Origin of the sequence: Hallella multisaccharivorax DSM 17128, assembly GCF_000218235.1 — a bacterium.
Lineage (GTDB): Bacteria > Bacteroidota > Bacteroidia > Bacteroidales > Bacteroidaceae > Prevotella > Prevotella multisaccharivorax.
The window spans coordinates 723,177-749,049 of record NZ_GL945017.1 but is presented as its reverse complement, the minus strand read 5'-3'; the positions used below and the strand labels follow the sequence as shown (position 1 = coordinate 749,049).

Sequence of the window (25,873 nt, the reverse complement as noted above, 5' to 3'; positions counted from 1 at the left end):
ATCATTATGAGGAGTTCAAAAAACATAAATAGAAAAGTAGGTTTGTTGCTGTTGGTTTTACTAGCAGTTTTGAATGTCCATGCTTCCGATTTCCTTATCTCCGGTACTGTGTGTAACGGGGAGACAGGTAAGGCTGTAAATGCTGTATCCGTTAAGCTGTTATCGTATGACGGCATAGCGATTGCCAGCACCACAACAGATGCCAAAGGGAGATTTCGTCTCCAACATGTCGCAGCAAACGATTATCTGCTGACTTTCTATGCCATCGGGTATGACAGCGCAAAGGTGTCGATACATGGTCTGAATGAGAATTATGACTTGGGTGAGGTGACTATGCTGCCAAAGTCGTATGAACTTAAGGAGGTGTCAGTGTATTCGCAATCCATGAGTATGAATGCCGATCGCATGACGTTCTTCCCGAGTGAGCATGTGAGGGAAAAGAGTCAGGACGCAATAGACGTTATGAGGCTACTGAATATGCCTGAACTGAAATTTGACCTTGCGAACCATACTTTCTCTTCACTGCGAAATGGAGCCCTGCAGATACGCATTGACGGAGTCGTCTCCACACAGCAAGACCTTGAAGCAGTCCAGCCACAGGACATAGCCAAGATAGAGTATATCACCAATCCGAGCATTATATACGGAGACAATGTAGCAGCGGTCATATTGGTGAAAACCAGACGCAAGTTCACAGGCTTGCAAGGTGGTACTCGTGTCTCGCAGGCTTTGACAACCTCTGCTGGCTTACAGTACGCCTACTTGACGCTTAGCCGTCCGCATGATAGGTATTCCCTGCAACTGTCAGACAGCTACAATTATAGCGGTGGAAATTACAGTCTGATGTCTAAATCACTGTCATACCCAAACCGTATTCTTGACTTTGCAACAATAAGCGACACTTATCGCAATCATTATGTCCTGCCGTCTGCCCAGTTTGACTATACCCATTCGTTCGATGAGAGGAGTTTCATGAATATCAAAGCTAAATATGGTTTCAGCCACAATCAGCCTGGTGACATGACAAGCGAGGCCTATACTGACGACTCTCCTTTCTACACGGATATTACACAAAACCGTGATAATGAGCACAACACATCACTTGACGCTTATTACACCAACACGACATCAACAGGGAAACAGATAGATGCTAACCTGACCGCAACATATATAGCCACAGATTACAAGTACGGTTACACTAAAACCTATACCCAATCTGATAACGCGGATTACTCAAACTCTTACGACGCTGATGGCAAGCACGGCTCTGTGATAGGCGAGATAAAGTACAGCATTCCCGTTTGGGGTAAGCATCGCCTAACATTTGGTTCGCACGACAGCTATTCCCTGACGCGGAACAACTATTTTGTTGACGGAAAGAAGACTCCATCTCACCTGGATATCTTCCTTACCCATGATTACGTTGAGTTGTCTGGTAATCTGTACAAGGTCAACTATACAGTTGGTGGAGGCTTGGCATATTATTATTTCAAGAATGACGCGCTGAGCAAGAGCTACACCTTCTTCCGTCCGCGTCTCTCCCTCTACGTGCCTTTGTCCAAGGTCTGGTCGTTGCAATATTATCTGGGTATTAATCCGAATGAGCCTTCACTATCTCTGCTCGCTGATGTCGTACAACCAGTGTCTGAATACGAGAATAGAAAAGGCAACCCAGAGCTGCGGCCTTATCAGGCTTATATGAACCGGCTGTCACTGAATTTCGTGAGGGGCAAGACTTATTGTGCGCTTATGGGTTACGTGCAGTACAACAGTCGGCCATATATAGACAATCCTGTAGAATATGACGCGGCGACCGACAAGTTTGTTTACAGTATGAGTAACCAAGGCCATTTCCTGCATGTCCAGACACAGCTGTATGCCAGTCAACGGCTATTCCAGGACAAGCTGAGCATCTCTGCATATTGCCTTATGAACCATTACGTAAACCATGCTGACGCCTTCCAGAATCACTATACGGCTTTTATCGCTGGCGGATCAATAAGTTATGATGAGAAGGCGTGGGGACTTTCGGCATCGTGCTTGTCACCGATACGTACGCTTTTCGGAGAGACAAAAACGACACAGCATGCCAGTCTTCAGCTGTCAGCATACTGCAATGTGAAAAAACTAAGGATAAGCCTGTCCGCCAACAATCCATTCATGCCTCACGCCTACAGCCAGAGGACAATGCTGGGCAGCCATCTTGTGAAGTTGTGTTCAACCACGTTCTCCAAGGCAAACAATAATTATATCAACCTGACTGTAAGTTATACGTTCAGTAAGGGAAAGAACAAAGAGTACAGGCAAAACATACAAAACACGGATACTGATTCCGGAATAATGAAGTGAGCAAGAAGAGCCATAGTAAAGGACTTGTCATCCATATACGCTCACATAAAAACATAAAAGAATATGCCGGCATATTGAGAGAGGCTCCATTAGTAATAACTTAAGGTAACTTCTATTAATTCATAAATTCGAGTGGAAGCTATCCCGTCCGAATCTTTCAATCGGGATTGCCTTCCTCAACAGGGAGGTTCAGCTAGCGATAGAGGTCGTTTATCCACTCATTGACTTGTTGTTTTTGACGATTTGACACGTTTGGGCGCAGTTATCCCTGCACAGAAGCCAGTGCTTCCTTGATAAGGCCAGGCTGGCAACGGCAGAACTGCTCATATCTGAAGATGTTATAGACGAGGTCTGTTAGAGCTGTGGCGGCAGCGGCGCGGAGCATTCCGATGCTTCTCACGATAGAGCCGTTCATCGCTCCCTCTACGAAGCCGAAGATGTGCTCTATGCGGCATCTCGCCTTTGACTTCTCGCGGTTGTTCGACTTCTGCTCCTCGGTCAGAGGATGGTTCCTCATGCCTTTCTCGCAGATGATGGGATTCATGCCGTGGTCCTCGACTTCCTGGTCCTTCCCGACATAGCCTGCATCCAGATAGAGATCCTGTCCTTTGTCCTTGTCTTCCAAGAGCTGACCGACAACCTTTGAGTCATGGACATTGGCNGATGTTGTGAAGTGCTTTTCGATGAGCTTGGTCTTCTTGTCTGCCTTGACATGGTCCTTGTTAGCCGTAGTGAACCTCACCGGGGTTCCTTGTCCAGGGGGGTTTTTATGTTCCTGTGGGAATTGAACGTAGCGCTTGTGCTTCCTTCTCTTTGGCAGTGTCCCCATCCTCCGGGATTCCAGAGCTCATTGCCCCGGCCTTCCTTGATGGTCTGTTTCACCTCGCGGGAGTTGCGCTGCTTGGGAGCCTCTACGAACGTGGCATCGATGATCTTGCCTTCGTGGAAGAAAAGTCCCTTCTGGTCAAGAAAGGCACGGAACTCATCAAACAGCTTGTCGAATGTGCCGTTCTTGCAGAGCTTCTCCTTGCATGCCCACACCGTCTTCTCGTCAGGAACCTCAGCCACAGTATGGATGCCAAGGAACTGGCGGAAACTGGTACGGTCGACTATCTGGAACTCTATCTGGTGGTCGCCCAAGCCATAATAACGTTGAAGGAATATGACTTTGAACATCAACACTACATCAATGGGCTTGCGGCCGGCCTGGGACTTGCATTCCTTGGTCAGCAGGGCCTCTTCCAGTATCGGGCGGAACATTTCGAAGTCGACGAGCTTCGAGAGGCGCTCAAGGGGATTTCCGAGTTTGGACAATGCGTCTAAGGTGAACTCCTCCTCAAAGAGGCTCTCACTCATCGGCTCGCGGTATATGGTTTCCTTCTGCATGATTTCGTCTGTTCCTACTTACAAAGGTGCGAAATTTTGTCGAGATATACAAATAAAACATTGATAATTAATGAGTAAATTTATAGAACATCCCTTAAAAAATTTATCATTATGAACAAAGAAGAATTTAAGATGCTTGAAAGCATCAAGCTTAGTGATGATGAGCTTTTGGTCATCACTGGTGGTATCAATGAAAACGAGCAAACCTACAACTGTGGTTTAGGCCGTGGTTTAGGTTGTGGAAGAGGATGTGGTGGTTGTACACCAGCATCAAACCCATCCGGGCCCTCAAGTCCATCTGCTCCCTCAGCACCATCTACCTCCTCTGCTTCTTCTGTATTAGTCTAAGCAGATAGAATGGTTCTTCATGTAGCATATATGTGATATTTTTATAGTGTGTACGTGCCTATTATATTTGGTATCGTACACACTTTGGAAGGTTCATCAATATGAAACAAAGCGATTATAATATTTTTCTGCCTGAGCAGAATAATGTACTCTGTTTTAATAGCTATTCAGACAGTTATCTCATTATCTCAAAAAGCTCTTATGGGGAGTTGCTGGCTGGAGACTTACATGAGTTCAGTGCTGATAACCCCAACACTTATGATGCCCTAGTGCAATCTGGTTTTATTATTCCTGATGACGTTGATCAGCTCGCAATGCTTAGAACAGAGAACAAAAAGGAAATGTTTGCTTCTGATACAGACTATCTTATGGTATATCCCACTCAGGATTGCAATCTTAAGTGTTGGTATTGCTATGAGACTCATGTACCTGGTAGCAAAATGACGAAAGAGGTTCTTGAGAGGACAAAGTCTTATATATCGAAATTGTGCCAGTCATCAAAGGCAAAAACTTTGAGGATGACATTTTTTGGAGGAGAACCTTTCCTATATTACAAAGATATAGATCAGATCTGCAAAAAAGAGCAGGAGAGAAATACTGTAGGGCGTAATGTAATAACAGTTCGAATCAACTACGATGATGAAACTCTGAATGATATGGTCGAAATCATAAGGGATTTCGAAGGGATTGACAAAAAACTTGTGTTTTTCCAACTTGAAAGAGTTTGGCAGACTATGGGGAGTATCAATGAGAAAAGGATTGAACAACTCAAAAAGGCCTTATTACAATTAACTTTAGATGGTTATTCTGTAGGTCATGGACTTTTTGGTATAAAGAGGGTAGCGTGTCCTGCAGAAATATATCATTATGCTGTAATCAATTGGGATGGTAATATCTACAAGTGTAATGGTAGAACGCTATCAGAACCTAACAAGGAGGGTGTCTTATTGGCTGATGGCACAATTAGGTGGAATGAGAAAAAACAAGCAAAGAGGGTAGCCTTGTCTACATTTGAGAATAAAATGTGTCTCAACTGCAAAATGCTACCACAATGTTTAGGACCTTGCAGCCAGAAAATACAGGAGTGTAATGGCAATTTGGAAGACATTTGTTCTTTGAAGTATGCTGACATGCCGCTTAGCGAATATATTCGTACAAATTTTGAGATGAAAATAATAAGGAAGAGGAATGAGACCAGATAGCAAAACTAATACGGATAATATAGAGCTGCGCAGTGAAAAAGTACGCCATATCATAGGCAAGGTGCCACCAGTGCTGGTCCGTACTGGAACGATAATTATAACTCTGGTGGTGATTGCCTTTGGTGTAGCATTCTACACCATCCACTATCCGATAACTATAGAAGCTCAAGGAGAAGTGCTGCCCCACTACACACTTAAAATCATGATGCCCTATAAATACAATTACCTGTTCGACAAGCCAAGAATGATTAGTGTAACGTATGAGGGAGAGAGTGATAACGCGCAACCACACACATACCCTGTAGCGTCTTATGACAGACAACTAGTAAGAGTTGGCTCAGATAATTTCTTCATCGCCAAGGCCAACATCAGCTCAGATAACAATATAACCCAAGTAGGTCAAAAGGCAGATGTAAGGATTATTATTAGTGACAAGACGTTTTGGCAACAGGTTTTCAATCATAAATAATATAAATATGAAATGGAGTAAATACAACTTTATGTTTAAAGCTAAGTCAGGAGACTTCTATCTCTTGTATAACACTATGTCAAACGTATTCCTAAAGCTTGACAATAGTATTGCTTCTTTACTTTTAAAAATAAGGGACGAACAATTGTCTGAAGATGATCTGGATGAGGAACTAAGAAAAGAGATACTTGATAACAACATCTTAGTTAGAGATGATAATATCGAATTGGCTAAGTTTAAACTGTTGAAGCAATATAATAGAATGAACGATGATGTTCTCTCTCTTACTATAGCACCGACCATGGCATGTAATCTACATTGCTCGTATTGCTTTGAACAGAGTCACCCTTCTGTATTCATGAAAGATGATGTTGAAGATGCAATTATAGCATTTATTAAAGGGCTGAGGGATGTAAAATACATTCATATTTCTTGGTTTGGTGGAGAGCCACTTCTTTATTTTGATAGGATTGTTAGTTTGACAAATAGAATAAAGTCTATTCAAACCGTGAAAGGATATGAAGCGGAAATCATAACAAATGGCGTAAATATGAGCGCTGATAAAGCAAGTACTCTTGAGAATCTTAACATAAAAACAGTTCATGTAACCATAGACGGTCTTGAATCTATCCATAATGAGAGGCGAGGCGGAGATAATCATGTCAATACATTTAAGAAAATAATTAGCGGACTTGATTTATTGTCTAAATATGACAATATCTCCAAAACTATTAGGGTAAATATTGATAAGACTAATTCCGAGCAATTTGTTAAGGTTTTCAATTTATCCGTAATAGATATGCAGGTTTAAATTTCAATACTTATATAGGTTTCATAAAAGAATCATATGGCAGTGGTAATTCTTGTAAGGGCTGTTTTTCGAATTCTGAACAGGGTATGTATGTGTTAAACGCATACAAGAAACTCGGAATGCCATCCCCATCATTATTGATGACAAGATATAATTATGAATGTATAGCCCGACAAAGAAATAGCTTCCTGATCGGTCCGTTGGGAGGAATATACAAATGCTGGACAGACTTGGGCAATCCAGGCATGTGTCTCGATAATGTAAAAGAATTAAGTAACATATCAATGGATCTCTTGGCAGAATACATGGTAGGTGCAGACCCTTTTGAAGATGCAAAATGCAAGGACTGTAACCTTCTGCCATTTTGTGGAGGAGGATGTCCTCATTCACGTATAATGAATTTGTTTCACGGAACGAAAAATAACAACTGTCACTTTGCTAAGGGTCACATGGAAGAACTTCTTGAAACCTATTATAATTTGTGGCAGTCTAATCAATAACAATTTAAATTTTTCATTATGGTCAAATTATCAATCAACGTGTTGAAATCTTCACGCACCTTAGATGGTGATGTAAAAATGGCAGTTTGTCAAGGTATGACAAATGAGATGCAGTCAAAAATTTTAGGTGGACAAACTAAAGAGAAGGATCTGAGTCCTATCTGTGACGCAGTATGTTATCCATCGGAGATGGGACATTGTAGCTGTTACCATAACTTGTGTTAATTAATATGTGGCCATAGGGTTTCTTTAATCCCCATGGCCCACTTTTTTAATGTAAAAATTATGAGTTATAATAAACTACTTTTATTTCTTTTCGTTATAATCCCTATGAGATTATTTGCTCAGAATGACACCATTCAAGCTGCAAGACAACTTAGAGAGGTCATTGTCAGCGGGAAGTATATACAGCAGGAAGCAGATCACTACAATTGTATACCTACAAGCAAACAGCGCAGACATTCCCACTCAGGATTCGAACTGGTACGGAATATGATGATAGCGGGCGTTGATGTCAATACGGAAGGCGGAAGCGTAACAACTCCCGCAGGGGCAGCTGCTCTCTATATTAATGGCAGGGGGGCTTCTTTCCGGGAGATACAGAGCCTCCGGCCTAAGGATGTTGTCCGCATAGAATATTATGACATGCCGACAGGAAAGTATGCCAAAGATAAGGCTGCTATGAACTTCATTGTCAGGACTTACAATTACGGTGGATATGCCCAAGTTGACGGACTGCAAGGCTTAGACTATAAGAAAGGCGACTATAATGCCACTTCCAGATACAGTTTTGGGAAATACAATATGAACGTATGGGCAGGGTACAATATATCAAACCCTAAAGTTGATGTATACTCTATCGAGAGATATCAATTACCCGAAGAAGTAACGAAGACCTCAGTCTCCTGCAATAATGACAAAGAGAAAATAGGCAGATATTTTACTGCCAGTCTCAGCCGTATGTCGCAAAAGACCACATGGATGCTCAGGGCAAGTATAGAAAATAACAGGGACTGGGATAACACACAGAATGGCAGCACGCTCTATTCTGGCATGGGGTTAAACGATGGCTATAACGTAAATTCCTATCTCCGCAATTCTACAGTGAAGCCGACTTTCTATGCCTATTACAACCGCACGCTTGACAGAGACCGTAGCCTTGATGCAGTGTTTGACAGTTATTACGCCAGAAACAAATACAAGCGTGATATGCAGGAATATGATAGATATATCAGCGACGTGGATGAGGATTACTTTTACTCAAAGTTCAATGCCAATTATAATATCTCTTTACCTAAACAGAACTTTCTTACTTTCAGTCTGCATGAGTATCTCCGGGTTTCGCAGGACAACTATAAAAATCTGAACAACTACGGACAACATCTGCGTTCTTCAGAGACGATATTTTTCATCGACTACAGCAAACGCTGGAAGAAAATGATGGTGGACATCAATCCTGGCGTGTCATATCTCGTTTATAAGATACATGGAGACGAGGCCGTGAAGCATATAGCCCCGCGTCTGCAGATGTCATATTCATGGATGCCTGATAAAATCCAGCGCGTAAGACTGTTTTTCTCTCTTGGCAACACATTCCCGTCACTGAGTTATGTCAACCACGTAGAACAGCAGATAGACAGGCTGATGCTGAGACGAGGCAACCCAACGATGGATAATTCCACATTGCTTGGCCCCGGACTCACTTACTCGGTTAACTACAAGAGTTGGTCCGCTTTGCTGTCAAGTTACTATATGTATATGAGTAACGCCATTGTCGGCACCTATTCATCAGAAGGCGGCAAGGTTGTGAATTCGTTCACCAGCGACTCGAGAAATCACCAAAGCGTGACGTCGCTCTCACTGACCTGGAAGCCCACTAGCGATTTTAATGTCAAGATGGATGGCAGCTACTCCTATTTCGCTGTCAACAGAGCTGTACATGAAAGGCTTGGGGGCTGGCAGATGGGAATACAGGCTAATTATTATGTTGGCGACTTCTCGTTCTCAGCGTCATGCAGTTCGGAAAGTAGAATACTCCAAAGTTATCAGACTCACATCAGAACACCGTGGCAATATGGTCTTTCCGCAGAATGGAGTCATGAGAATATAGCCGTCATTCTAGAGGCCAAGAATCTCTTCGTACAGAACAATGTCATCAAGAGCAGTCTTTATTCAGGCGCTTATGACATTTCGGAACGCATGAGACGTGAGAGTGATAATTCTTTTGCATCATTGAAGTTTGTATGTTCTCTTGACTATGGCAAGAAAGTCAGCCATTCACCTAAGTATGAGGTCAAGGATACAGGAAGCACTATTCTGAGATAAACAGCATCTATTTCCTTGCGATATAGTCCTGACATTGTTTGATAATATGCGTAATCAATAAACATAAAATTGGTGAGACGATACTCTCTGATGGTAGTGTAAATCGAACTGTGTCAAGGCTGTATTCTTTATATCTTTAACCTCAGATGGGAGACACGATTTATAATCGTGTTTTCCAGATGAGGAGCCCTCTTCCGAGGCAAAGTTACATAATTTCAGAACGTTCTCCAAATTTAATTGCTAATTGTTGTGAGATGAGCGCCCAGTTTGCAAGTGGCATAGTCCACTTCCGGCTGATGTTCCGGTAAGCCAGATAGACGAGTTTCTCCAGGGCTGTATCACAGGGGAATACTCCCTTGTTCTTGGTAACCTTTCGTATTTGGCGGTGGTATCCTTCAACGGTGTTCGTGGTATAGATGAGCCGGCGGATTTCCTTGGTGTATTGGAAGAACTCCGTCATTCGCTTCCAGTTGTCACGCTACGATTTGATGACGATGGGATACTGTCCGCCCCATTTGGCATCAAGCTTGTCGAGCTCGGTCTCGGCTGCCTCCTTGCTGACAGCGCCATAGACCAGCTCCAGGTCCCTCAGAAAACTCCTCTGATGGCTGCTTGCCCACATATTTGATGGAAGTTGCGTATCTGATGGACGATGCAGAGCTGCACGGCCGTATTGGGAAAGACGCTCCGAATAGCATCCGGGAAGCCTTTCAGGCCATCCACGCAGCATATCATAATAATGTCTTCCACACCGCGGTTCTGCAAGTCCGTAAGCACCTCCAGCCAGAAGTTTGCCCCCTCGCTCTTGGCTACGTACATACCGAGCAGTTCCTTATGCCCGTCCTTGTGATACCCAGTACATTGTAGATGGCACGGGTAACGGCACGCCCACTGTCGTCTTTCACCTTGTAGTGGATGGCATCAAGCCAGCAAATAGCATAGACCGACTCCAATGAGCGCGACTTCCACTCCTTAATCTCAGGAAGGACACGGTCAGTTATCGCGCTGATGGTCTCGGCCGACAGCCTGGTATTGAACTCCCGCTCAAAGTAACGGCTGATTTCCCGTGTACTCGTGCCAAAGGCATACATGCCGATAATCTGGTCTGCCATGCCCTCGGCAAGTATCGTCTCACGCTTGCGCACGGTCTGAGGATCAAAGCTGCCGTTACGGTCACGGGGAGTTTCAACGGTCACCTCGCCATACTGAGTCTGAACGGTCTTGGGCATCTTAACGTTGCGGCGATTGCCGCTCTCACGGGATTCTTCACGCAGGTGAGCGTCCATCTCACCCTCAAGAGCGGCATTCAATATGCGCTCCAACATTGGTGCCAAAGCACCATCCTTACCAAATAATGGTTCTCCCTTACGAAGCTGGTCCGCAGCTCTCTTGTAATCAATTTCGTTGTTGTCCATAAAAAATAAACTGTATAAAACTATTTCTTATTGTAGCTTGACACAGTTTACTTTACACTCTCGTTCTTCCTCATAAGTACAAAGATTGCTTCTGACTATTTTCGTCCATATCTTGATGTATCGACACCAGAATCTTCTTTCTGCTCTTTCTTCTTTCCTAAGTTTAATGTCATTCGAAGCATGAATGTACGAGTATTATAGCCATTCAGAATGCTTTCCTGTCCTGGCGTCAATACCTTAAATTCATTTGGCATGTCCCTACGCAGAATGTTGTCTACACTAGCAGTGACAGATATTCGATTGGTCGGATTCCAACGAATATCAGCATCTAATGCGTATGTGTCTGACAAGCGGTAGATTCCCTGAATGGCTGGAGCCTGATAGCGGAAATTTGCTTCAAGGAAAAGTTCACCCCATGCTTTACTTGTTGGAAGCTTATACGTGTTATTACTAGAAACAGCCCATACCCACTTATTATTATCAAAAGATGCCCCATAAAAATGACGCATCCTATCTTGCATGCGCAGGATATGAGCAGCTATGCGTCCATTATAGTTGCCTATACTCATGGGATGCATTATTGTGAAATTATTAAATAGTGAGAAGTCGTAATTTTCATAACGATAAACCGTTTTACCTGTTGTTGCTTCCTGATGGGGTATGTTCGCAAAGTAATCAGGGGTATATGTACAGCCAAGAATAAAATAACATTGCTGTTTGACGATGAACATCAGAGATGCATCATAAATTCGGCTTGGTTTGAGTTCAGGGTTGCCGACTTCGATAGTTCGCTCATCTACGACGGTTGTTTCTGGACTAACGGCCCAGAACGAAGGGTATTGCTTCTGACTGATAAGTTGGAACTGAAGAAAATTACTTTTCCCTATCGGCATACCAAGTGTTGCCGTCGGGAAAAGAGTAAACTCATCCCAAAGAGTGGTATTAACTCCTGTATGCAAATTGTGACGCTTTGATTTTATGTATTCTCCGCGCAGCCCCAACATAACATTCAACTGTTTGAACAATGTGAAATTACCTTGTGCGTAAAGTGCCTCAATATTCTCTATCTGTCGGTTACGCGTTGTCTGGTCTACTTCCGTTATCTCTGTTGTGGATCGGTTATACTGATGAGTAAAGCCAACTGCTAAAGAAGTCATTTGATTAAAAGTGAAATTCTTATCTATACTGGCTTTCACGTTGTCGATATTCTGATGTGACTGTTGTAGATAGTCGTCGGGCAATATAAGGCTTTCAGTTGCATCTCCAGAAACATATTGCTGCCTGAACGGAGATACATAGGATTTATAACGAGTCCCCAATGTCCATCCATTTTTAACATCCATCTGTAGGCCGACTGTATGCAGGGTCTCCTTGTTGTATTCACGTGATAGTACCTGTGTATTGGGTTGGATCCGCTGCCAGATATTCGTATTTGTAATACTGTTATCGTGAGCAAATATCCCATAGTAATCCAAAGTAAGACGATTCTCAGGTGTGAACTGGAATGTAAGATCTTCACTCATATTATATTTATCGCCATAAGACCTATTCTCGGCTTTTCGAGTGCGGTAGGGGTTGCTGAATGTTGCATCATTATAAAGACGATAATCGTTGCTACTCCATTGATTCTCGCGAGTATATCCCACAGAAGACAAAGAGGTCACCAGTTTGTTTGAAAAAAGCAGACTTGCCTTGCCTTCTGTAGAGGTCTTTCGGGTCTGTTTTAAAGCCCCGTCTAAAAACAAAGAAACTTCGCTTTGATTACCCAAAGTTGTTATAACATTGATTACCGCACCATCAAAATGATATTGTACTGGAGCATTATAATATATTTCTATATCCTTAACCCTATCAGCAGTCAATGATTTGAGTTGCTGATAGACTTGCTCTTGTCCCATAGCAATTACCTTTCCATCGATAACTACCATTAGGTTGTTTGCACCGATAAGTGACACCGAATTTCCTCCATCAGTGATGCTTGGTACTTTTGTCAATAGGTCGTAGGCTGTTGTGGGAGCATATCTTGCACGGAGAGTTCCCGCCTTATAGACCATTGCATTACCTTTCATTTTAACAAGTGTGTGCTTGCCTTTTACTACAACCTCACTCAGGCTCTGATGAGGGGAAGCAATAGTTGTGTCGTTCTGCACTTGTCCCATTACTGTACTGAAGCTAAAAGCAAATGTGAGTGCAATAATTTGTCTTTTCATTGCTTTTTACTTAAATTGTTTATTATAGCCTGACAATAAACTTTCATTGTTTGATTTTTTATCTCAGGCTTCCAATAACTTTATTTTTCAAAAACTCATGTTGATGACAACTAATATTTCTTTCTAAAGTTTCCCACCCCATATAAAGTGGTCTAGAATAACAGTTTCTCGATAATTTTTAGTAACTTTGTAGTATCCAATCACATTGATTACCAATAAATTAAAGAGGACCTGTTATAGATGCGAAATTAAGCAATTTTAGTGAGATCTCCAAACTCTTGAGTGTTAAAAGTAAGATGAGCACTGATATTCTCCACCTTTTCTCTAAATTTGGGCTTGGTCATCTGCCCTGCCGTTTGTCCTTAGAGAAACACGATGGTATATCGGCAGTACAGCTCATTCTTTCTCTTTATCTTTTCCGAAAATGAATATCCGCAATCATCCAAATCAGTAAATCCTATGCTTGAAACTCGTCCTATAAGTGCATGCGCAAAGCTCAAGCCTGTCGAACAGATGAAATCCGAAATATCTTCGGTTGAACTTATAGCAGAACTCGTTGAGGTAGAGCTGCAGAAAGTCCCCCTTGATGTCATGGTACGTGTCAAGAATACTCCTCTTTGCATTGCTTATGGATATGTGTACCCATGGAAGCACCTTGCCGACCATGGTCTTGTCCCTCATCTTATATGCTTTATGCTTAGCGACAATTTTGTTCGCTGTAAGTGCCGCGTAAGACTTCGTGGCATCTGTGGTAGCAAGCCCCGGCATCTATGGAATTCTTTATTTTGTCTTCCTCCGTAGCCGCCTTCAAGTCCGGTATGACTTCCATCTTGATATGACCGACCCATTTTCCGGTGCTGTACTTCCTTGTCGGTGTATCAGTGGTGACAGAGCTCTCCGCCATGACAAGTACCGCCGTCTTCCGTTTGGCTCCCATGTCCACGCTTGAGAGAATGCCATTTTTCACTGTCAGGCGTCTCCGTGGAGAAGAATCCTTCATCAAGTTCCACTTGGTCAAACAGCCTGTAGAGACTGTCACGCTTACCCATCACGTCACGCAGCTTATGCATCATTTCCCAGACGGGTTGGTAGCGTTTCCTTCCAAGCTGGCGCTGTACCTCCAAGGCGGATATGGCCCGCTTCGTACTTACTATCAGAAATATTGCCACGAACCAATCGAAAATTGGCAGATTACTGCCTTGCATCACTGTGCCGGAACGGAGGGTAACCTCATGACCGCAATCCATACATGTCCAAGACTTATGGCTCGGATTCCAACTGAGGTGCAAACCGCCACATTCAGGGCGATAAAGGGTATGGCATTCACGAAATTCCTTAAGAGCATGCTCGCAAGCTTCCTCGTCAGGATAAACTTCATAGAAATCAGTCAAATTCATAATCATTCCTTTCCAATAGTCAAACATAAGCCCGCAATTTTTATACCAAGGATTGTCCAGGCTGTATAAACTTTGCTAATTTGGATGATTGCGGATATTCATTTAATCAATTGAAAGGGATAGTCTTTTTTGAGTAAGTTCATGTACTTCATAAGATTTAATTTCGTCATACAAAATTAGTATTAATCATGGAGTTTATCGAGAATTTTGATATGAAAACTCTGTTTTTAAATAACATTAGCTCAAGCGTTACAAAACAAAAATGGAATTCATTATAAAAATAAATAAAACATACAAAACAAGCAAGGCATAGACTTTTATATAACATGAAAACGAACGAAATCTATAAGATTATTGTCGAGTCGGTAAAAAAGAACATGCAGAATAACGACATGGCGACAATGGTAAACGGTCAGACGGCACTGATTGGACGAAACAGAGTCGTTGATTCGTTAGGGTTGGTAAACATTCTTGTCGACGTAGAGACGACCTTACTGGATGAGGGAATCAATGTCTCGCTGACCTCCGACCGAGCCATGTCGTCAAGGATTAGCCCCTTTAGGAGCGTTAACTCGCTCAACAACTTTATTATTTCCCAACTAAAAGCTCCCTCTAATGAATAAAATTATGATTGTTACGGGCACCCGTAAGGGCATTGGGCGCTATCTGGCAGAGGCATACCTTAACGAGGGATACACTGTATACGGGTGCAGCAGGAGGGAATGCGACATTAATCACAGCCATTACCATCATGCCCACCTTGACGTGGGCGACGAGCAAAATGTCGTCGACTATGTGAAACACGTTTACCTACGAGAAAAAAGGTTAGACATATTGGTCAATAATGCTGGCATAGGCTTAATGAACCACTCTGTACTAACCTCCACTGAGTCGGCAATGAGGGTGATGATGACCAACTATGGCGGTACATTTTCCTTCAGCCGAGAGTGTGCCAAATACATGATAAAGCAACAGGAAGGCCGCATAGTAAATTTCTCTTCCATCGCCGTTCCCTCGCATCTTGAAGGGGAACTGGCCTATTCGGCTTCTAAATCGGCCATTGAGCAACTAACTAAGGTAATGGCCAGAGAAGTGGGGCCATTCAATGTCACTGTGAATGCCGTAGGCCCTTCGCCCGTCAACACAGACCTTATCAGTCGGGTGCAGCCTGAGAAAATAGAACGCTTGATTGATAACCAGAGTTGCAAGGTGATGGCTTCGTATGAGGATGTGAAAAATGTCATTGACTTTTACATTAGTCCACAAAGTAAACTTATTACCGGACAAGTCGTATATTTAGGAGGATTTTGCTGATGAAATGGATTATTGAAACTAAAATAGGGTTGCAGAAAACTGCTATGATAGACAGAGGACAGTTCTACACCTATTCTGAACTTTACCTTGCCGTACAACAGTATAAGGACGTCATTCAAGACCGGGTGGGAACCGGTCATGTGGTGGCCATTGTTTCGGACTACAATTTTCAAGCCATTGCCGCTTTCTTCGCCTTATATGAGACCAATAATATGATTATCATCATAACAGACAAGGAAGCGGACATTGTCAAGCAGAAAATACAACAGGCTGGCTGCCTTTACTCACTTCATTGGGAAAACGGTGTTTTGCAGATACACACCCATGAACAAACTGCCGATGTTAACAGCAACCCTCTGATTGGAACGCTTGTCGGCATTCATCACGCAGGTCTCATACTTCTCAGTTCGGGAACTACCGGTCGTCCTAAAATGATGATACACGACTTGAGCAAGCTAATCGACACCTATCAGAATAAGAGGCCAAAAGGCCTCGTTTTTCTCCTTTTCCTGATGTTCGATCATATTGGTGGCATTCACACGCTGCTCAGTTGCGTAGCCATGTCAGCAGCCATGGTTATTCCCGAATCAAGGGAACCTGAATACATATTAAACCTTATCTCCAAATATCATATTAACATATTGCCAGTAACTCCCACGTTTCTCAACTTACTCTTGATTTCTGATGCCATGGCCGACCATGACACTTCCTCCCTGCGGCTTATCACTTATGGGGCGGAAGCCATGCCCGAATCGTTGCTCAAACGGTTGAGGACGGCACTTCCCAGCGTCAGATTTCTGCAAACTTTCGGAACAAGTGAAACCGGCATTATGACAACTGTCAGTAAATCGTCTGATAGCACAATCTTGAAGATTGCAGACAATAACGCTGAGTATAAAATCGTCAATGGTGAACTTCTCATCAAATCCCAAAACAACATCTTGGGATATTTGAATTATAAAAGTTCTTCGTTTGACAACGAAGGCTGGTTTTACACGGGAGATCTTGTAGAGTCGTGCTGCAACGGTTTTATCAGGATTGTCGGCCGCTCAAGTTCCGTCATTAATGTCGGCGGAGAGAAAGTCCTTCCCATTGAAGTAGAAGGTGTGTTGTATGAGATGGAGGACGTGAGCGAGTGCAGAGTCTATGGTGAGGCAAATCCCGTGCTCGGCCAGATTGTGGCAGCAGAAATATTTCCGAAAAGAAAAATGAGCGCCACTGAAATGAAGGCATTAGTTACGAGCCATTGTAAAGGCAGGTTGGCTAAATACAAGATTCCTATGAGAATAAAAATACTCACAAATCCCATACATTCCGCTCGATTTAAGAAAAAATAATATAACTTTGAACCAAATTTCCCATCTAAATGAAGATATCATCCATATTAAAACAGAAGCGGACATGGAGCATCATGCTTTTCTATGTTCTGGCGGTATTAATAAGAGTCGTCTCAACCCGCTTTGAGACCATAGACCCATCCCACGTCAAATTGTGGGATTTCGTAGGTGGCTTGAGTCCACTCATAGGCGCGATTGTCGTTATCTTGGCGCTTCGAAGAAAAATGAAGACATCTCTTTTTGGTACATCGGTCACCAAGAGCATCCTCACATTGGCGGTGCCTTTTGTTCTGTTTGGCATTGTTGATTACAAGGAGATTGGACTCTGTTTGTGGTTATTGTTTGTATATCTGCTCTATGCCTTCTTCGAAGAGGTGGGCTGGCGTGGATACCTTTATAGCGAACTAATTGGCTGCAAAATCATTCACCGACTGCTGCTCACCACTTTGCTTTGGTTCTTTTGGCATTGCAGAGCATGGCAAATAGGGGATGTGGGCTTCTTTGCCTTGTTGTTCCTTGCTTCTTTTGGTCTTGACAAGCTTATCCGTGATACGCATTCTCTTATACTGGTGGCCTGCTTCCATGGTCTGTTCAATTTTTATTTCAAATGCCTCTCCGACCCAAGCCATTGGTCGTCAATCGTTTGTCTCGTCATCACCATCATGCTGTGGCTCTACATTTGGTATGGGCCAAAAGTCAAGATTTGCTGGAGATAATGTAATGCTTGGGACAAAAATACAAAAAGAAAGGAATACTTTATGAGGTACAATCACAGTTTACGTAGACTCGTTTTTCTATTTACTAAAGTTTCCCACTCCTCTATTTCATGGGTATTTCAGCCAAAAATGCTTCGTGAATGCCCATGAATACGAATACGAGGGATTAACACATACTTAAAATGTGTTTACGGCTGTAAGTTTTTCTTGTGCCCTGTTTTCCAATGCCTTGGCCATAATCTCAAAGTTGTTCCGCATTTCCGAGTCGGCGACAATTATCCGCCCTATCTCGCCTACGGAGAATCCAAGTACGTCACAAAGAGCTGCAAGCAACCTCTCCATGCACTTGAGTACACGTTGCCATAGCGTAAGCGCCATGACATCCTTCTCCATGTCGGCAAACAATTCGCCCATGGTCTCATACTCTGATATCCGTTTCTCCAGCGACATAACGATGTATGTAATGTAGCAGAGCGTTACATCGGCAATCTGACCGTCAAAGTCCCTTCCCATATATGATCCAAGGCCGAGATGTTCTTTTGTCTCCTTGTTGACGACCTCAATGTTCCATCGTATATGGTACAGTTCGCAGGCACGCACAAAGGTCATCGACAGGTCCGTGCTGAGCATGATGTTCCAGGTCTGCCCATGCCCATATCTGACCAGGTATATCCTGACTGGCAAGTCTCCCAGACACCCTCTTAGCTCAATGTACCGGCACTTGTACTTCCGGCAACATCTGGTCCGTCTTGTATGCATTGCTGCGAGCTCTGTGGCATTGTGCCGCCTGCCCTCCACGAGGTACTTTGTCTTTCCCATCTTGGCAAGGCCGATGTAGTGTATGGCTCCGTTGCCTACCTTCCTGATTGCCTCGATGAACTTCTCGCAGGCAAACCAACTGTCCGCCAGGGCATAATGGGGGCGAAGACCGCTCTTCCACATGCGATGAAGCATCTTTATGGCAGAGTCCATCTTGCCCATGCCGCATTCCTGTTCCCGCTCATACGCCGGAGTTTCCTTCATGCGCTTCTTGGAGAATCTGCCGCGGAACGCCTTCTTCCCCAGTCCTCCGTCTCCTTTCTTCCCCAGTTCCTCATGGATGGAGAAGTCGAACGGCAGGGAGGACTTGCCGTCGAAGAACAGGCACGGCAGCAGCTTGTAGCCCAGGACGTAGTTCTTACACACATGGTCGAACACCCTGGTGATATGTTCCAGTTTCCTACTGGTGAAATCGGAGCAATCCCACCCACTTGGAGACGGTAAAAAACCGTTCACCAGAGGCCAAAAATGACCGAAATAGGGCTGAAAAAACGGAGTATATCCGTTCAACAGTGGCAAAAACCTCCTAAAAAACGGAGCAAGCCCACCCAACCCCGAAGTCATGTGGGCCATACGGGTAAAAATCGGCTTTAAAACGGAGCAAGTCCGTTCACTCGGTTTGCGTGGAATGCCCGTCACAAGGCTGCCCGCGGCCTTAAAACGGAGCAAACCCGTTCACAAAAGTCGAAAAACTCCGCGACGGAGCAATCCCGTTCACTTTTGTCGTGCTACCTTTGCGTCTTCAATCCAAAAAGACGCAATGACAATGGCAGGAAAGACAAAAGGAATGAGCCAGATCAAACAGATTCTTCTTCTGAAGAAACAGAACGTATCAAACCGAAAGATTGCCGGCATTGTCGGTATGAACAAGGAGGCGGTGAACAACTACGTGAACAAGGCCAAGTCCGATACGCTAAGCCTTGACGAGCTGCTTGCCCTGGAGGATCCGGTGCTTGAGCACCGGATGAAGGGAGGCAACGCAGCGTACACCGACTCCCGTTTCGAGAAGTTCAAGGAGATGCTGCCGTATCTTGAGAGCGAGATGAGGCGCAAGCATGTGACGCTGCAATTGCTGTGGGAAGAGTACCGCCGAGACACCCCCAGCGGCTACAGCCTCACGCAGTTCCGCTACCACTACCGCCAGGACGTCACGGCCAAGGAGGACAACCGTCCGTCGACCATTCTCAAAGACTTGTATGTAGGCGGCGAACAGATTTTCCTCGACTTTTCGGGAGACACCATGAGCTATGTGAACCGTGATACGGGCGAGGTTGTAAAGGTGCAGACCTTTGTGGCATGCCTCCCCGCGAGCGACTACGGCTTTATGATATGCGTGCCGTCGCAGAGTACGGAGGACTTTGTTTACGCATGCATCCAGTGTTTCAAGGCACTTGGCGGCGTTCCCCGCATCCTCGTCCCCGACAACCTCAAGGCTGCCGTCATAAAGCCCGACAAGTACATGCCGTCTATCAACAAGGTTATGGACGACATGGCGAACTTCTACCATACCGTCATAATGCCTGCGCGTGTGCGCCATCCCCAGGACAAGGCACAGGTGGAGGACCTCGTGAAGATAGGCTACAGCCGTGTGTATGCCGAGCTTCGCAACGAGACATTCCACTCCCTTGACGAGCTCAACGAAGCCGTGTCAGCGAAGATGCTGGCGCACAACCAGAAGCGTATGCAGCACCATCCTTACACGCGTGAGGAACGCTTCCTCGCCATCGAGAAGCCCAACCTGCTTCCATTGCCGGATACGGACTTCGAGATACGTTTTTACACCAGCCTGAAAGTTGCTCCGAACTGCTGCGTGTATCTCGGCCGTGACAAGCACTATTACTCCGTTCCGTACCAGTACATCGGGCAGCAGGCGCAGATCGTCTACACACGCACGCTGGTAAAGATCTTCATCGACGGCAAGCAGGTGGCCACACACAAGCGCGACTACCGCCAGGGCGAGTACACGACCATAGAGGAGCATCTGGCAAGCAACTCACGGGCATACCGCGACCGCTCGCCACAGTACTACATGGAAAAGGCGTACAAGGGTTCCGTGTATCTTGGCGATATCGTCAAGAATCTGTTCTACACGTCAACCATGCCACCTGAGACGCATTACAAGACGTGCGACGCGCTGCTTGCGCTCAAACGAAAATCTGATCCGCTGGTGTTCAAGGAGGCCTGCCAGACTGCGCTCCAACATCACAGATACAGTTATGGCTTCATAAAGCGCCTTGTAGAGACCAAGTGCGCGGGGACAGCCGAAACGTCGGCTCCGGCCCCGCCTGACCATGCGAACATAAGGGGCAGGCATCAGTTCCTGTAAGCTGGACAACAAAACATCCATCCACCAAAATACAACAAAATGGACAACATCGTAAACAATCTCAGAAGTCTCAGAATGCCCGGAATGGCGCATTACTGGGAGACATTGGAGGAGACCCGCCAGACTGACGGGTTCTCCCTCCGTGACGGCCTGCAGCTGCTTGTGCAGGCCGAGTTGGACAACCGGACGCAGAGCCGCAACTCACGGCTCGTGAAGAACGCCAGGTTCCGCTACAGCACAACGTTGGAAGACCTCAACTATGACGTGAGCCGCGGTATGGACAAGGCCGCCGTCACAAGCCTCGCCACGTGCGACTACATCCGAAAGGGTGTGTCTGTGCTGATCACAGGCCCCGCCGGTACGGGAAATAGCTGGCTCGCTACCGCGTTGGGCTATCAGGCATGCCTGAACGGATACAAAGTGATGTACTTCAACATCATGAAACTCTTCGAGGAGATAGCACTGGCAAGGATATCCAGTACGCTGCACAAGTTCTTCGCCAAAATAGCACAGACAAACCTGCTCATACTGGATGACTTTGGCGTGAAGATACTTGAGGGACAACAACTGCTTGACCTGATGGAAATAATAGAAGACCGCCACGGACGCAACTCCACCATCATCGTGAGCCAACTTCCTGTTGCCAACTGGTATGACATCCTCAACGGCAATACCACTGCCGCGGATGCCATACTGGACAGAATTGTCCACACAAGTAAACGTTTTACCCTCTCGGGGAGTTCATTAAGAAAATGAATATCCGCAATCATCCAAATCAGTAAATCCTATGCTTGAAACTCGTCCTATAGGTGCATGCGTAGAGTTCAAGCCTGTCGAACAGGTGAGATCCGAAATATCTTCGGTTGAACTTATAGCAGAACTCGTTGAGACAGAGCTGCAGAAAGTCTCTCTTGATGTCATGATACGTGTCAAGAATACGTCTTCCTCTGGCTCCCATGTCCACGTTTGAGAGGATGCCATTTTTCACTGTCAGGCGTCTCCGTGGAGAAGAATCCTTCATCAAGTTCCACTTGGTCAAACAACCTATAGAGACTGTCACGCTTATCCATCACATCACGCAGCTTATGCATCATTTCCCAGACGGGTTGGTAGCGTTTCCTTCCAAGCTGGCGCTGTACCTCCAAGGCGGATATGGCCCGCTTCGTACTTACTATCAGAAACATTGCCACGAACCAATCGGAAATTGGCAGATTACTGCCTTGCATCACTGTGCCGGAACGGAGGGTAACCTCATGACCGCAATCCATACATGTCCAAGACTTATGACTCGGATTCCAACTGAGGTGCAAACCGCCACATACCGGACAATAAAGAGTATGGCATTCACGAAATTCCTTAAGAGCATGCTCGCAAGCTTCCTCGTTAGGATAAACTTCATAGAAATCCGTCAAATTCATAATCATTCTGTGTGCGTGCACATTATTTTGACTTATATCAATAATCATGGGGAAATAGGCATAAAAGTCGAAAAATAATTGTGGCGTCATGATAAACTTCCTACCTTTGCAACGTCGAAAGGAAACAAAGAGCTCCATGAGAATTCTGAGAGTTGAACCTTCGGGAGAGGGGATTCCTCGAAAGACACATAGCATTTAGAGATTAGTAGATTGTTTCATATAGGTTTTTAGTTTTTAGGTTTAAAGTTAGTTTTAGGTTTTCATTTAGGTCTTAGTTAGTTTTTGGTAAATAGATTAAGATTGTTTTTTAGGTTAACACAAATCCCCAACTCTGAGCGCAGAGCTGGGGATTTGATTTTTTACACCAGACTAAATATAGTCCTACCACATTCTCAGACAGCAACAAGATGTTTTTCACCATTCTCTTTGATGACCCACATAAAAAACATTATCTTTGTGCAACTTTTTTATTCAACCGGCATAAAATCCGATACTTTTATGTAAGTTTGCAGCAACAAATGTCTAATCCTATAAAAAGCCGCAAATTATGAGGACTATCGCTGTCTTTGCCTCGGGAACGGGGAGCAATTGTGAGAATATCATCCGTTATTTCGCGGGCTCGGAGGATGTCCGTGTTGGACTGGTGCTGTGCAACAAGGCCAATGCGCCGGTAGTGGAGAAGGCCAGACAGCGAGACGTGCCTACGGTTATCATGGGCAAGAAGTCATTCAACGATCCAGCCTCACTGCTGCCCATACTTCGGGAGCACGGCATTGAGCTGATCGTCCTGGCGGGATTTCTGTTGATGATTCCCGACTATCTGTTGGCAGCCTTTCCCCGTGCAGTCATCAATATCCATCCCTCGCTGTTGCCAAAATATGGCGGCAAAGGCATGTACGGGCATCATGTGTATGAGGCCATATGGGAACACCATGAAAAGGAAACGGGAATGACCGTGCACTGGGTAACCGGAGAGTACGATGGCGGAGAGATCATCGCACAGTACCGTGTAGCGCTCTCACCCGACGATACGCTGGAGACCATTGCCACAAAAGAGCACGAACTGGAGATGAAGCACTTCCCGCAGGTCATAGAAAAGGTGGTCAGAGAACGTTTTGCGAATCAGTAATATATACTCGTGTAAACATTTCCCCGTGCCGAATTGAAGATTGTGCGGCAGGGCACAGCCCCCATGGCCATGCCCTGCACAGATACTGGATTCTACATGATTCTGTGTTTGTCCTTATCTTTCCCAAATGAGTCGGAGGCAAGTATAAAGTCGAGTTGTCGCTTCTCCACATTAGCTTTTGCCACCTTGATACGGATGGGGTCTCCCAACTGATACTTGTGATGGTGCCTACGGCCACGGAGCAGGAAGTTCTTCTCGTCAAACTCATAGTAGTCGTCGTCGAGGTCGCGCATAGGCACCATGCCTTCGCAATGGTTCTCGTCGATCTCAGCGTAGATACCATAAGACGTGATACCGGAGATGTGGGCATCGTATTCGTTGCCGATCTTATCACCCATGAATTCCACCATCTTATACTTGATAGAGTCACGTTCAGCATTCTGCGCAAGTTGCTCCATATCGGAGCAGTGCTCACAGAGTTCCTCGTAATGTTTCTCGTTGGCTGAGCGACTGCCTTGCTGGTACTTGGTGAGCAGGCGGTGCACCATAGTGTCGGGATAGCGTCGGATGGGTGAAGTGAAGTGGGTGTAATAATCGAATCCGAGTCCGAAGTGTCCGATGTTGTGCGTGGTGTATTTAGCTTTCATCATGGCGCGGAGTGTCACGCTCTGCACTACCTTGGCCTCGCGCTGTCCGTTGACATCGTCCATAAGCTTATTGATGCTCTTGATCATTGCCCTGCGCGTGCCGTCGATCTTCACCTTCAGTCCGAAAGGCGCAATGAACTTGCGCAACGTCTCCATCTTCTCAGGATCAGGATTGTCGTGCACACGGTAAGGGAAGACCTTTGCCTTCTTGCCTTTGGGCACGCGTCCCACGCTCTCGGCCACCGTGCGGTTAGCTAACAGCATAAACTCCTCAATGAGCTTGTTGGCATCTTTTGAGCATTTGAAGTAACAGTGGATAGGATGCCCTTTCTCGTCCACATCAAAGTGAAGCTCCTCAGTATCGAACTTCACCGACCCGTCCTTGAAACGCTTCTTACGCAGTTGTTTGGCAAGCCGGTCAAGAGTGCATAGCTCCCAACCATACTCATCCTTATAGCCTTTGCTCCCAGGATCTGGCGCAGGCTCTCCCGTGCCGTCCACCACACCGTTATCCTCAAGCACCAGCTGCGCTTCCTCGTAGGCATAGCGGCGGTTGGAGCGGATAATGGAGTGCACGATGCGTGAGGATCTTACCTCGGCCTCATCGTCGAGATTGAATACGGCACTATAGCACAGCTTGTCTTCGTTGGGCCGCAGCGAGCAGATGAAGTTGCAGAGCCGCTCGGGCAGCATCGGGATGGTGCGGTCGACAAGGTAGACGCTTGTGGCGCGCTTCATGGCCTCACGGTCAATGACAGAGCCCTCAGTAACATAGTGACTCACGTCGGCAATATGAACACCCACCTCGTAAAGACCATTGTCAAGACGGCGGATAGAGAGAGCATCATCGAAGTCCTTGGCATCCTTGGGGTCGATGGTGCAGGTCCATACGCTGCGGAAGTCCTCACGTTCAGCCACATCTTGGTCGGTGATGTCGCCGCTGATCTTGTCGGCAGCAGCCTCCACGTTTCTTGGATATTTGTAGGGCAGCCCGTACTGCGCGAGAATGGTGTTCATCTCCACGTCATTATCGCCGGTTTTCCCAAGCACGTCGACCACCTCTCCGATAATGCTCTTGTGCTCATTGTCAGGCCATGCGGTGACCTTCACAACCGCCTTATCGTCGGTCTTTCCTCCTTTGAGCTTACTTTTCGGTATGAGGATATTTTGCGCGAGAGTGTTTTCCGGGGTCACGAGGAAAGCAATATCCTTGTCTACACGCAGTCTGCCGACAAACTGATCTTTGGCTCGCTGCAAGATTTCTATGACCTGAGCTTCCTTGATATGGTTCCGGCGGCGGGCCATCATAGACACACGCACGCGGTCCCCGGTCAGAGCCGACATGGAATTGCGCTCGGAAACGAAGATTGGCTTGTCGCTCCCGTCGGGAATGAACGAGTTCTTCCCGTTGACTTTCCTCACAAAACAGCCTTCCTGTACCTGGCCTTTGGTGTTGAGTTTATAAGAATTGTCGTTGACCTTGGTGATGGCATCGTCCCATGTCATCTCCTCCAGAATGTCCATGGCCAGCATCTTCAGGGGATGGGTGTCGAGGTGCAGGGCGTGGAAAATATCTTTTAGGGTGAGTGTCTTGTCAGGTTGCGAACTGAAAAGCTCACTCAATGTCTGTGCAAGCTGCTTCTTTGTCATGCGCTTGCCGTTACGGCGCTCTTTCTTTGTTTGATGATCTTTTTTCCCCATAGCAGTAATGGTTTAAATTGTTTTCGCTAATATTTATCTGCAAATTAACGAAAA

General features: G+C 45.4%; 17 protein-coding genes and 4 pseudogenes. 14 read left to right on the top strand and 7 right to left on the bottom strand.

The genetic code is table 11. The annotated features are described in order from the left end of the window. The first annotated feature begins 6 nt into the window (after positions 1–6). On the top strand, positions 7–2,349 hold the full coding sequence (locus PREMU_RS03520) for a TonB-dependent receptor (protein ID WP_007573179.1): 2,343 nt from the start codon (positions 7–9) through the stop codon (positions 2,347–2,349). 262 nt (positions 2,350–2,611) lie between these two features. Here the strand turns inward: PREMU_RS03520 and PREMU_RS03515 are convergent. Then, positions 2,612–3,735, bottom strand: a pseudogene (locus tag PREMU_RS03515) (IS5 family transposase). A 111-nt stretch (positions 3,736–3,846) separates the two neighbouring features. Here PREMU_RS03515 and PREMU_RS14865 point away from each other — a divergent pair. From PREMU_RS14865 to PREMU_RS03495, 6 genes are all read left to right on the top strand, one after another. Beyond that, positions 3,847–4,083, top strand: a complete 237-nt coding sequence (locus PREMU_RS14865) for a hypothetical protein (RefSeq protein ID WP_007573175.1) — start codon at positions 3,847–3,849, stop codon at positions 4,081–4,083. A 101-nt stretch (positions 4,084–4,184) separates the two neighbouring features. Continuing rightward, the gene (locus tag PREMU_RS03510) at positions 4,185–5,285 is read left to right on the top strand and encodes a radical SAM/SPASM domain-containing protein (protein ID WP_007573173.1); all 1,101 of its coding nucleotides are present in this window, start codon (positions 4,185–4,187) and stop codon (positions 5,283–5,285) included. Then, positions 5,272–5,754, top strand: a complete 483-nt coding sequence (locus PREMU_RS03505) for a hypothetical protein (protein ID WP_007573171.1) — start codon at positions 5,272–5,274, stop codon at positions 5,752–5,754. The genes PREMU_RS03510 and PREMU_RS03505 overlap by 14 nt, the downstream gene beginning before the upstream one ends. 76 nt (positions 5,755–5,830) lie before the next feature. Beyond that, a complete protein-coding gene (locus tag PREMU_RS15525; protein WP_223918549.1) occupies positions 5,831–6,565 on the top strand; it encodes a radical SAM protein in 735 nt (244 codons plus the stop codon). 119 nt (positions 6,566–6,684) lie between these two features. Then, positions 6,685–7,065, top strand: a complete 381-nt coding sequence (locus tag PREMU_RS15520; RefSeq protein ID WP_223918548.1) for an SPASM domain-containing protein — start codon at positions 6,685–6,687, stop codon at positions 7,063–7,065. Between the two features lie 330 nt (positions 7,066–7,395). Beyond that, on the top strand, positions 7,396–9,390 hold the full coding sequence (locus PREMU_RS03495) for a TonB-dependent receptor (RefSeq protein ID WP_156803949.1): 1,995 nt from the start codon (positions 7,396–7,398) through the stop codon (positions 9,388–9,390). Positions 9,391–9,595: 205 nt separating this feature from the next. Here PREMU_RS03495 and PREMU_RS03490 read toward each other — a convergent pair. The 3 genes and pseudogenes from PREMU_RS03490 to PREMU_RS03480 form a co-directional block, all read right to left on the bottom strand. After that, positions 9,596–10,805 (bottom strand): annotated as a pseudogene (locus PREMU_RS03490) (IS256 family transposase). A 95-nt stretch (positions 10,806–10,900) separates the two neighbouring features. Beyond that, positions 10,901–13,015, bottom strand: a complete 2,115-nt coding sequence (locus PREMU_RS03485; RefSeq protein WP_007573166.1) for an outer membrane beta-barrel family protein — start codon at positions 13,013–13,015, stop codon at positions 10,901–10,903. Between the two features lie 447 nt (positions 13,016–13,462). After that, a pseudogene (locus PREMU_RS03480) lies at positions 13,463–14,412 on the bottom strand (IS1595 family transposase). A 326-nt stretch (positions 14,413–14,738) separates the two neighbouring features. On the opposite strand from PREMU_RS03480, the gene PREMU_RS03475 reads away from it, so the two are divergent. From PREMU_RS03475 to PREMU_RS14070, 4 genes are all read left to right on the top strand, one after another. Beyond that, the gene (locus tag PREMU_RS03475; protein ID WP_007573165.1) at positions 14,739–15,035 is read left to right on the top strand and encodes a hypothetical protein; all 297 of its coding nucleotides are present in this window, start codon (positions 14,739–14,741) and stop codon (positions 15,033–15,035) included. Beyond that, entirely contained in the window at positions 15,028–15,726 is a 699-nt protein-coding gene (locus PREMU_RS03470) for an SDR family NAD(P)-dependent oxidoreductase (protein WP_007573164.1), read from the top strand. Before PREMU_RS03475 ends, PREMU_RS03470 begins: the two co-directional genes overlap by 8 nt. Before the next feature lie 44 nt (positions 15,727–15,770). Then, entirely contained in the window at positions 15,771–17,063 is a 1,293-nt protein-coding gene (locus PREMU_RS03465) for an ANL family adenylate-forming protein (protein ID WP_244863861.1), read from the top strand. Positions 17,064–17,287: 224 nt separating this feature from the next. Next, positions 17,288–17,779, top strand: a complete 492-nt coding sequence (locus tag PREMU_RS14070) for a CPBP family glutamic-type intramembrane protease (protein ID WP_050796344.1) — start codon at positions 17,288–17,290, stop codon at positions 17,777–17,779. 177 nt (positions 17,780–17,956) lie between these two features. Here the strand turns inward: PREMU_RS14070 and PREMU_RS03455 are convergent, their stop codons facing one another. Then, positions 17,957–19,162, bottom strand: coding sequence for an IS4 family transposase (locus PREMU_RS03455; protein ID WP_007573161.1), 1,206 nt, complete (start codon positions 19,160–19,162; stop codon positions 17,957–17,959). Between the two features lie 202 nt (positions 19,163–19,364). On the opposite strand from PREMU_RS03455, the gene istA reads away from it, so the two are divergent. Next, positions 19,365–20,924: an IS21 family transposase gene (istA, locus tag PREMU_RS03450; RefSeq protein ID WP_007573160.1), complete on the top strand. Its 1,560-nt coding sequence runs from the start codon at positions 19,365–19,367 to the stop codon at positions 20,922–20,924. 39 nt (positions 20,925–20,963) lie between these two features. Next, complete coding sequence (istB, locus tag PREMU_RS03445) at positions 20,964–21,680, top strand: IS21-like element helper ATPase IstB (RefSeq protein WP_007573159.1); 717 nt, start codon at positions 20,964–20,966, stop codon at positions 21,678–21,680. Between the two features lie 19 nt (positions 21,681–21,699). Here the strand turns inward: istB and PREMU_RS03440 are convergent. Next, positions 21,700–22,342: pseudogene (locus PREMU_RS03440) on the bottom strand (IS1595 family transposase). A gap of 547 nt (positions 22,343–22,889) precedes the next feature. Here PREMU_RS03440 and purN point away from each other — a divergent pair. Next, positions 22,890–23,471, top strand: a complete 582-nt coding sequence (gene purN / locus PREMU_RS03435; RefSeq protein ID WP_007573158.1) for a phosphoribosylglycinamide formyltransferase — start codon at positions 22,890–22,892, stop codon at positions 23,469–23,471. 92 nt (positions 23,472–23,563) lie between these two features. Here the strand turns inward: purN and rnr are convergent, their stop codons facing one another. After that, the gene (gene rnr / locus PREMU_RS03430; protein ID WP_007573157.1) at positions 23,564–25,819 is read right to left on the bottom strand and encodes a ribonuclease R; all 2,256 of its coding nucleotides are present in this window, start codon (positions 25,817–25,819) and stop codon (positions 23,564–23,566) included. Positions 25,820–25,873: the final 54 nt, after the last annotated feature.

Bases quoted from the DNA above. Each gene is read 5' to 3' on its own strand.
- PREMU_RS03475 (WP_007573165.1), top strand. From the start codon at position 14,739: ATGAAAACGAACGAAATCTATAAGATTATTGTCGAGTCGGTAAAAAAG.
- PREMU_RS14070 (WP_050796344.1), top strand. From the start codon at position 17,288: ATGAAGACATCTCTTTTTGGTACATCGGTCACCAAGAGCATCCTCACA.
- PREMU_RS03520 (WP_007573179.1), top strand. From the start codon at position 7: ATGAGGAGTTCAAAAAACATAAATAGAAAAGTAGGTTTGTTGCTGTTG.
- PREMU_RS03495 (WP_156803949.1), top strand. From the start codon at position 7,396: ATGAGATTATTTGCTCAGAATGACACCATTCAAGCTGCAAGACAACTT.
- istB (WP_007573159.1), top strand. From the start codon at position 20,964: ATGGACAACATCGTAAACAATCTCAGAAGTCTCAGAATGCCCGGAATG.
- PREMU_RS14865 (WP_007573175.1), top strand. From the start codon at position 3,847: ATGAACAAAGAAGAATTTAAGATGCTTGAAAGCATCAAGCTTAGTGAT.
- PREMU_RS03510 (WP_007573173.1), top strand. From the start codon at position 4,185: ATGAAACAAAGCGATTATAATATTTTTCTGCCTGAGCAGAATAATGTA.
- PREMU_RS03465 (WP_244863861.1), top strand. From the start codon at position 15,771: ATGATAGACAGAGGACAGTTCTACACCTATTCTGAACTTTACCTTGCC.
- PREMU_RS15525 (WP_223918549.1), top strand. From the start codon at position 5,831: ATGTCAAACGTATTCCTAAAGCTTGACAATAGTATTGCTTCTTTACTT.
- purN (WP_007573158.1), top strand. From the start codon at position 22,890: ATGAGGACTATCGCTGTCTTTGCCTCGGGAACGGGGAGCAATTGTGAG.
- PREMU_RS03485 (WP_007573166.1), bottom strand. From the start codon at position 13,015: ATGAAAAGACAAATTATTGCACTCACATTTGCTTTTAGCTTCAGTACA.
- PREMU_RS03470 (WP_007573164.1), top strand. From the start codon at position 15,028: ATGAATAAAATTATGATTGTTACGGGCACCCGTAAGGGCATTGGGCGC.
- istA (WP_007573160.1), top strand. From the start codon at position 19,365: ATGGCAGGAAAGACAAAAGGAATGAGCCAGATCAAACAGATTCTTCTT.
- rnr (WP_007573157.1), bottom strand. From the start codon at position 25,819: ATGGGGAAAAAAGATCATCAAACAAAGAAAGAGCGCCGTAACGGCAAG.
- PREMU_RS03505 (WP_007573171.1), top strand. From the start codon at position 5,272: ATGAGACCAGATAGCAAAACTAATACGGATAATATAGAGCTGCGCAGT.
- PREMU_RS15520 (WP_223918548.1), top strand. From the start codon at position 6,685: ATGCCATCCCCATCATTATTGATGACAAGATATAATTATGAATGTATA.
- PREMU_RS03455 (WP_007573161.1), bottom strand. From the start codon at position 19,162: ATGACTTCGGGGTTGGGTGGGCTTGCTCCGTTTTTTAGGAGGTTTTTG.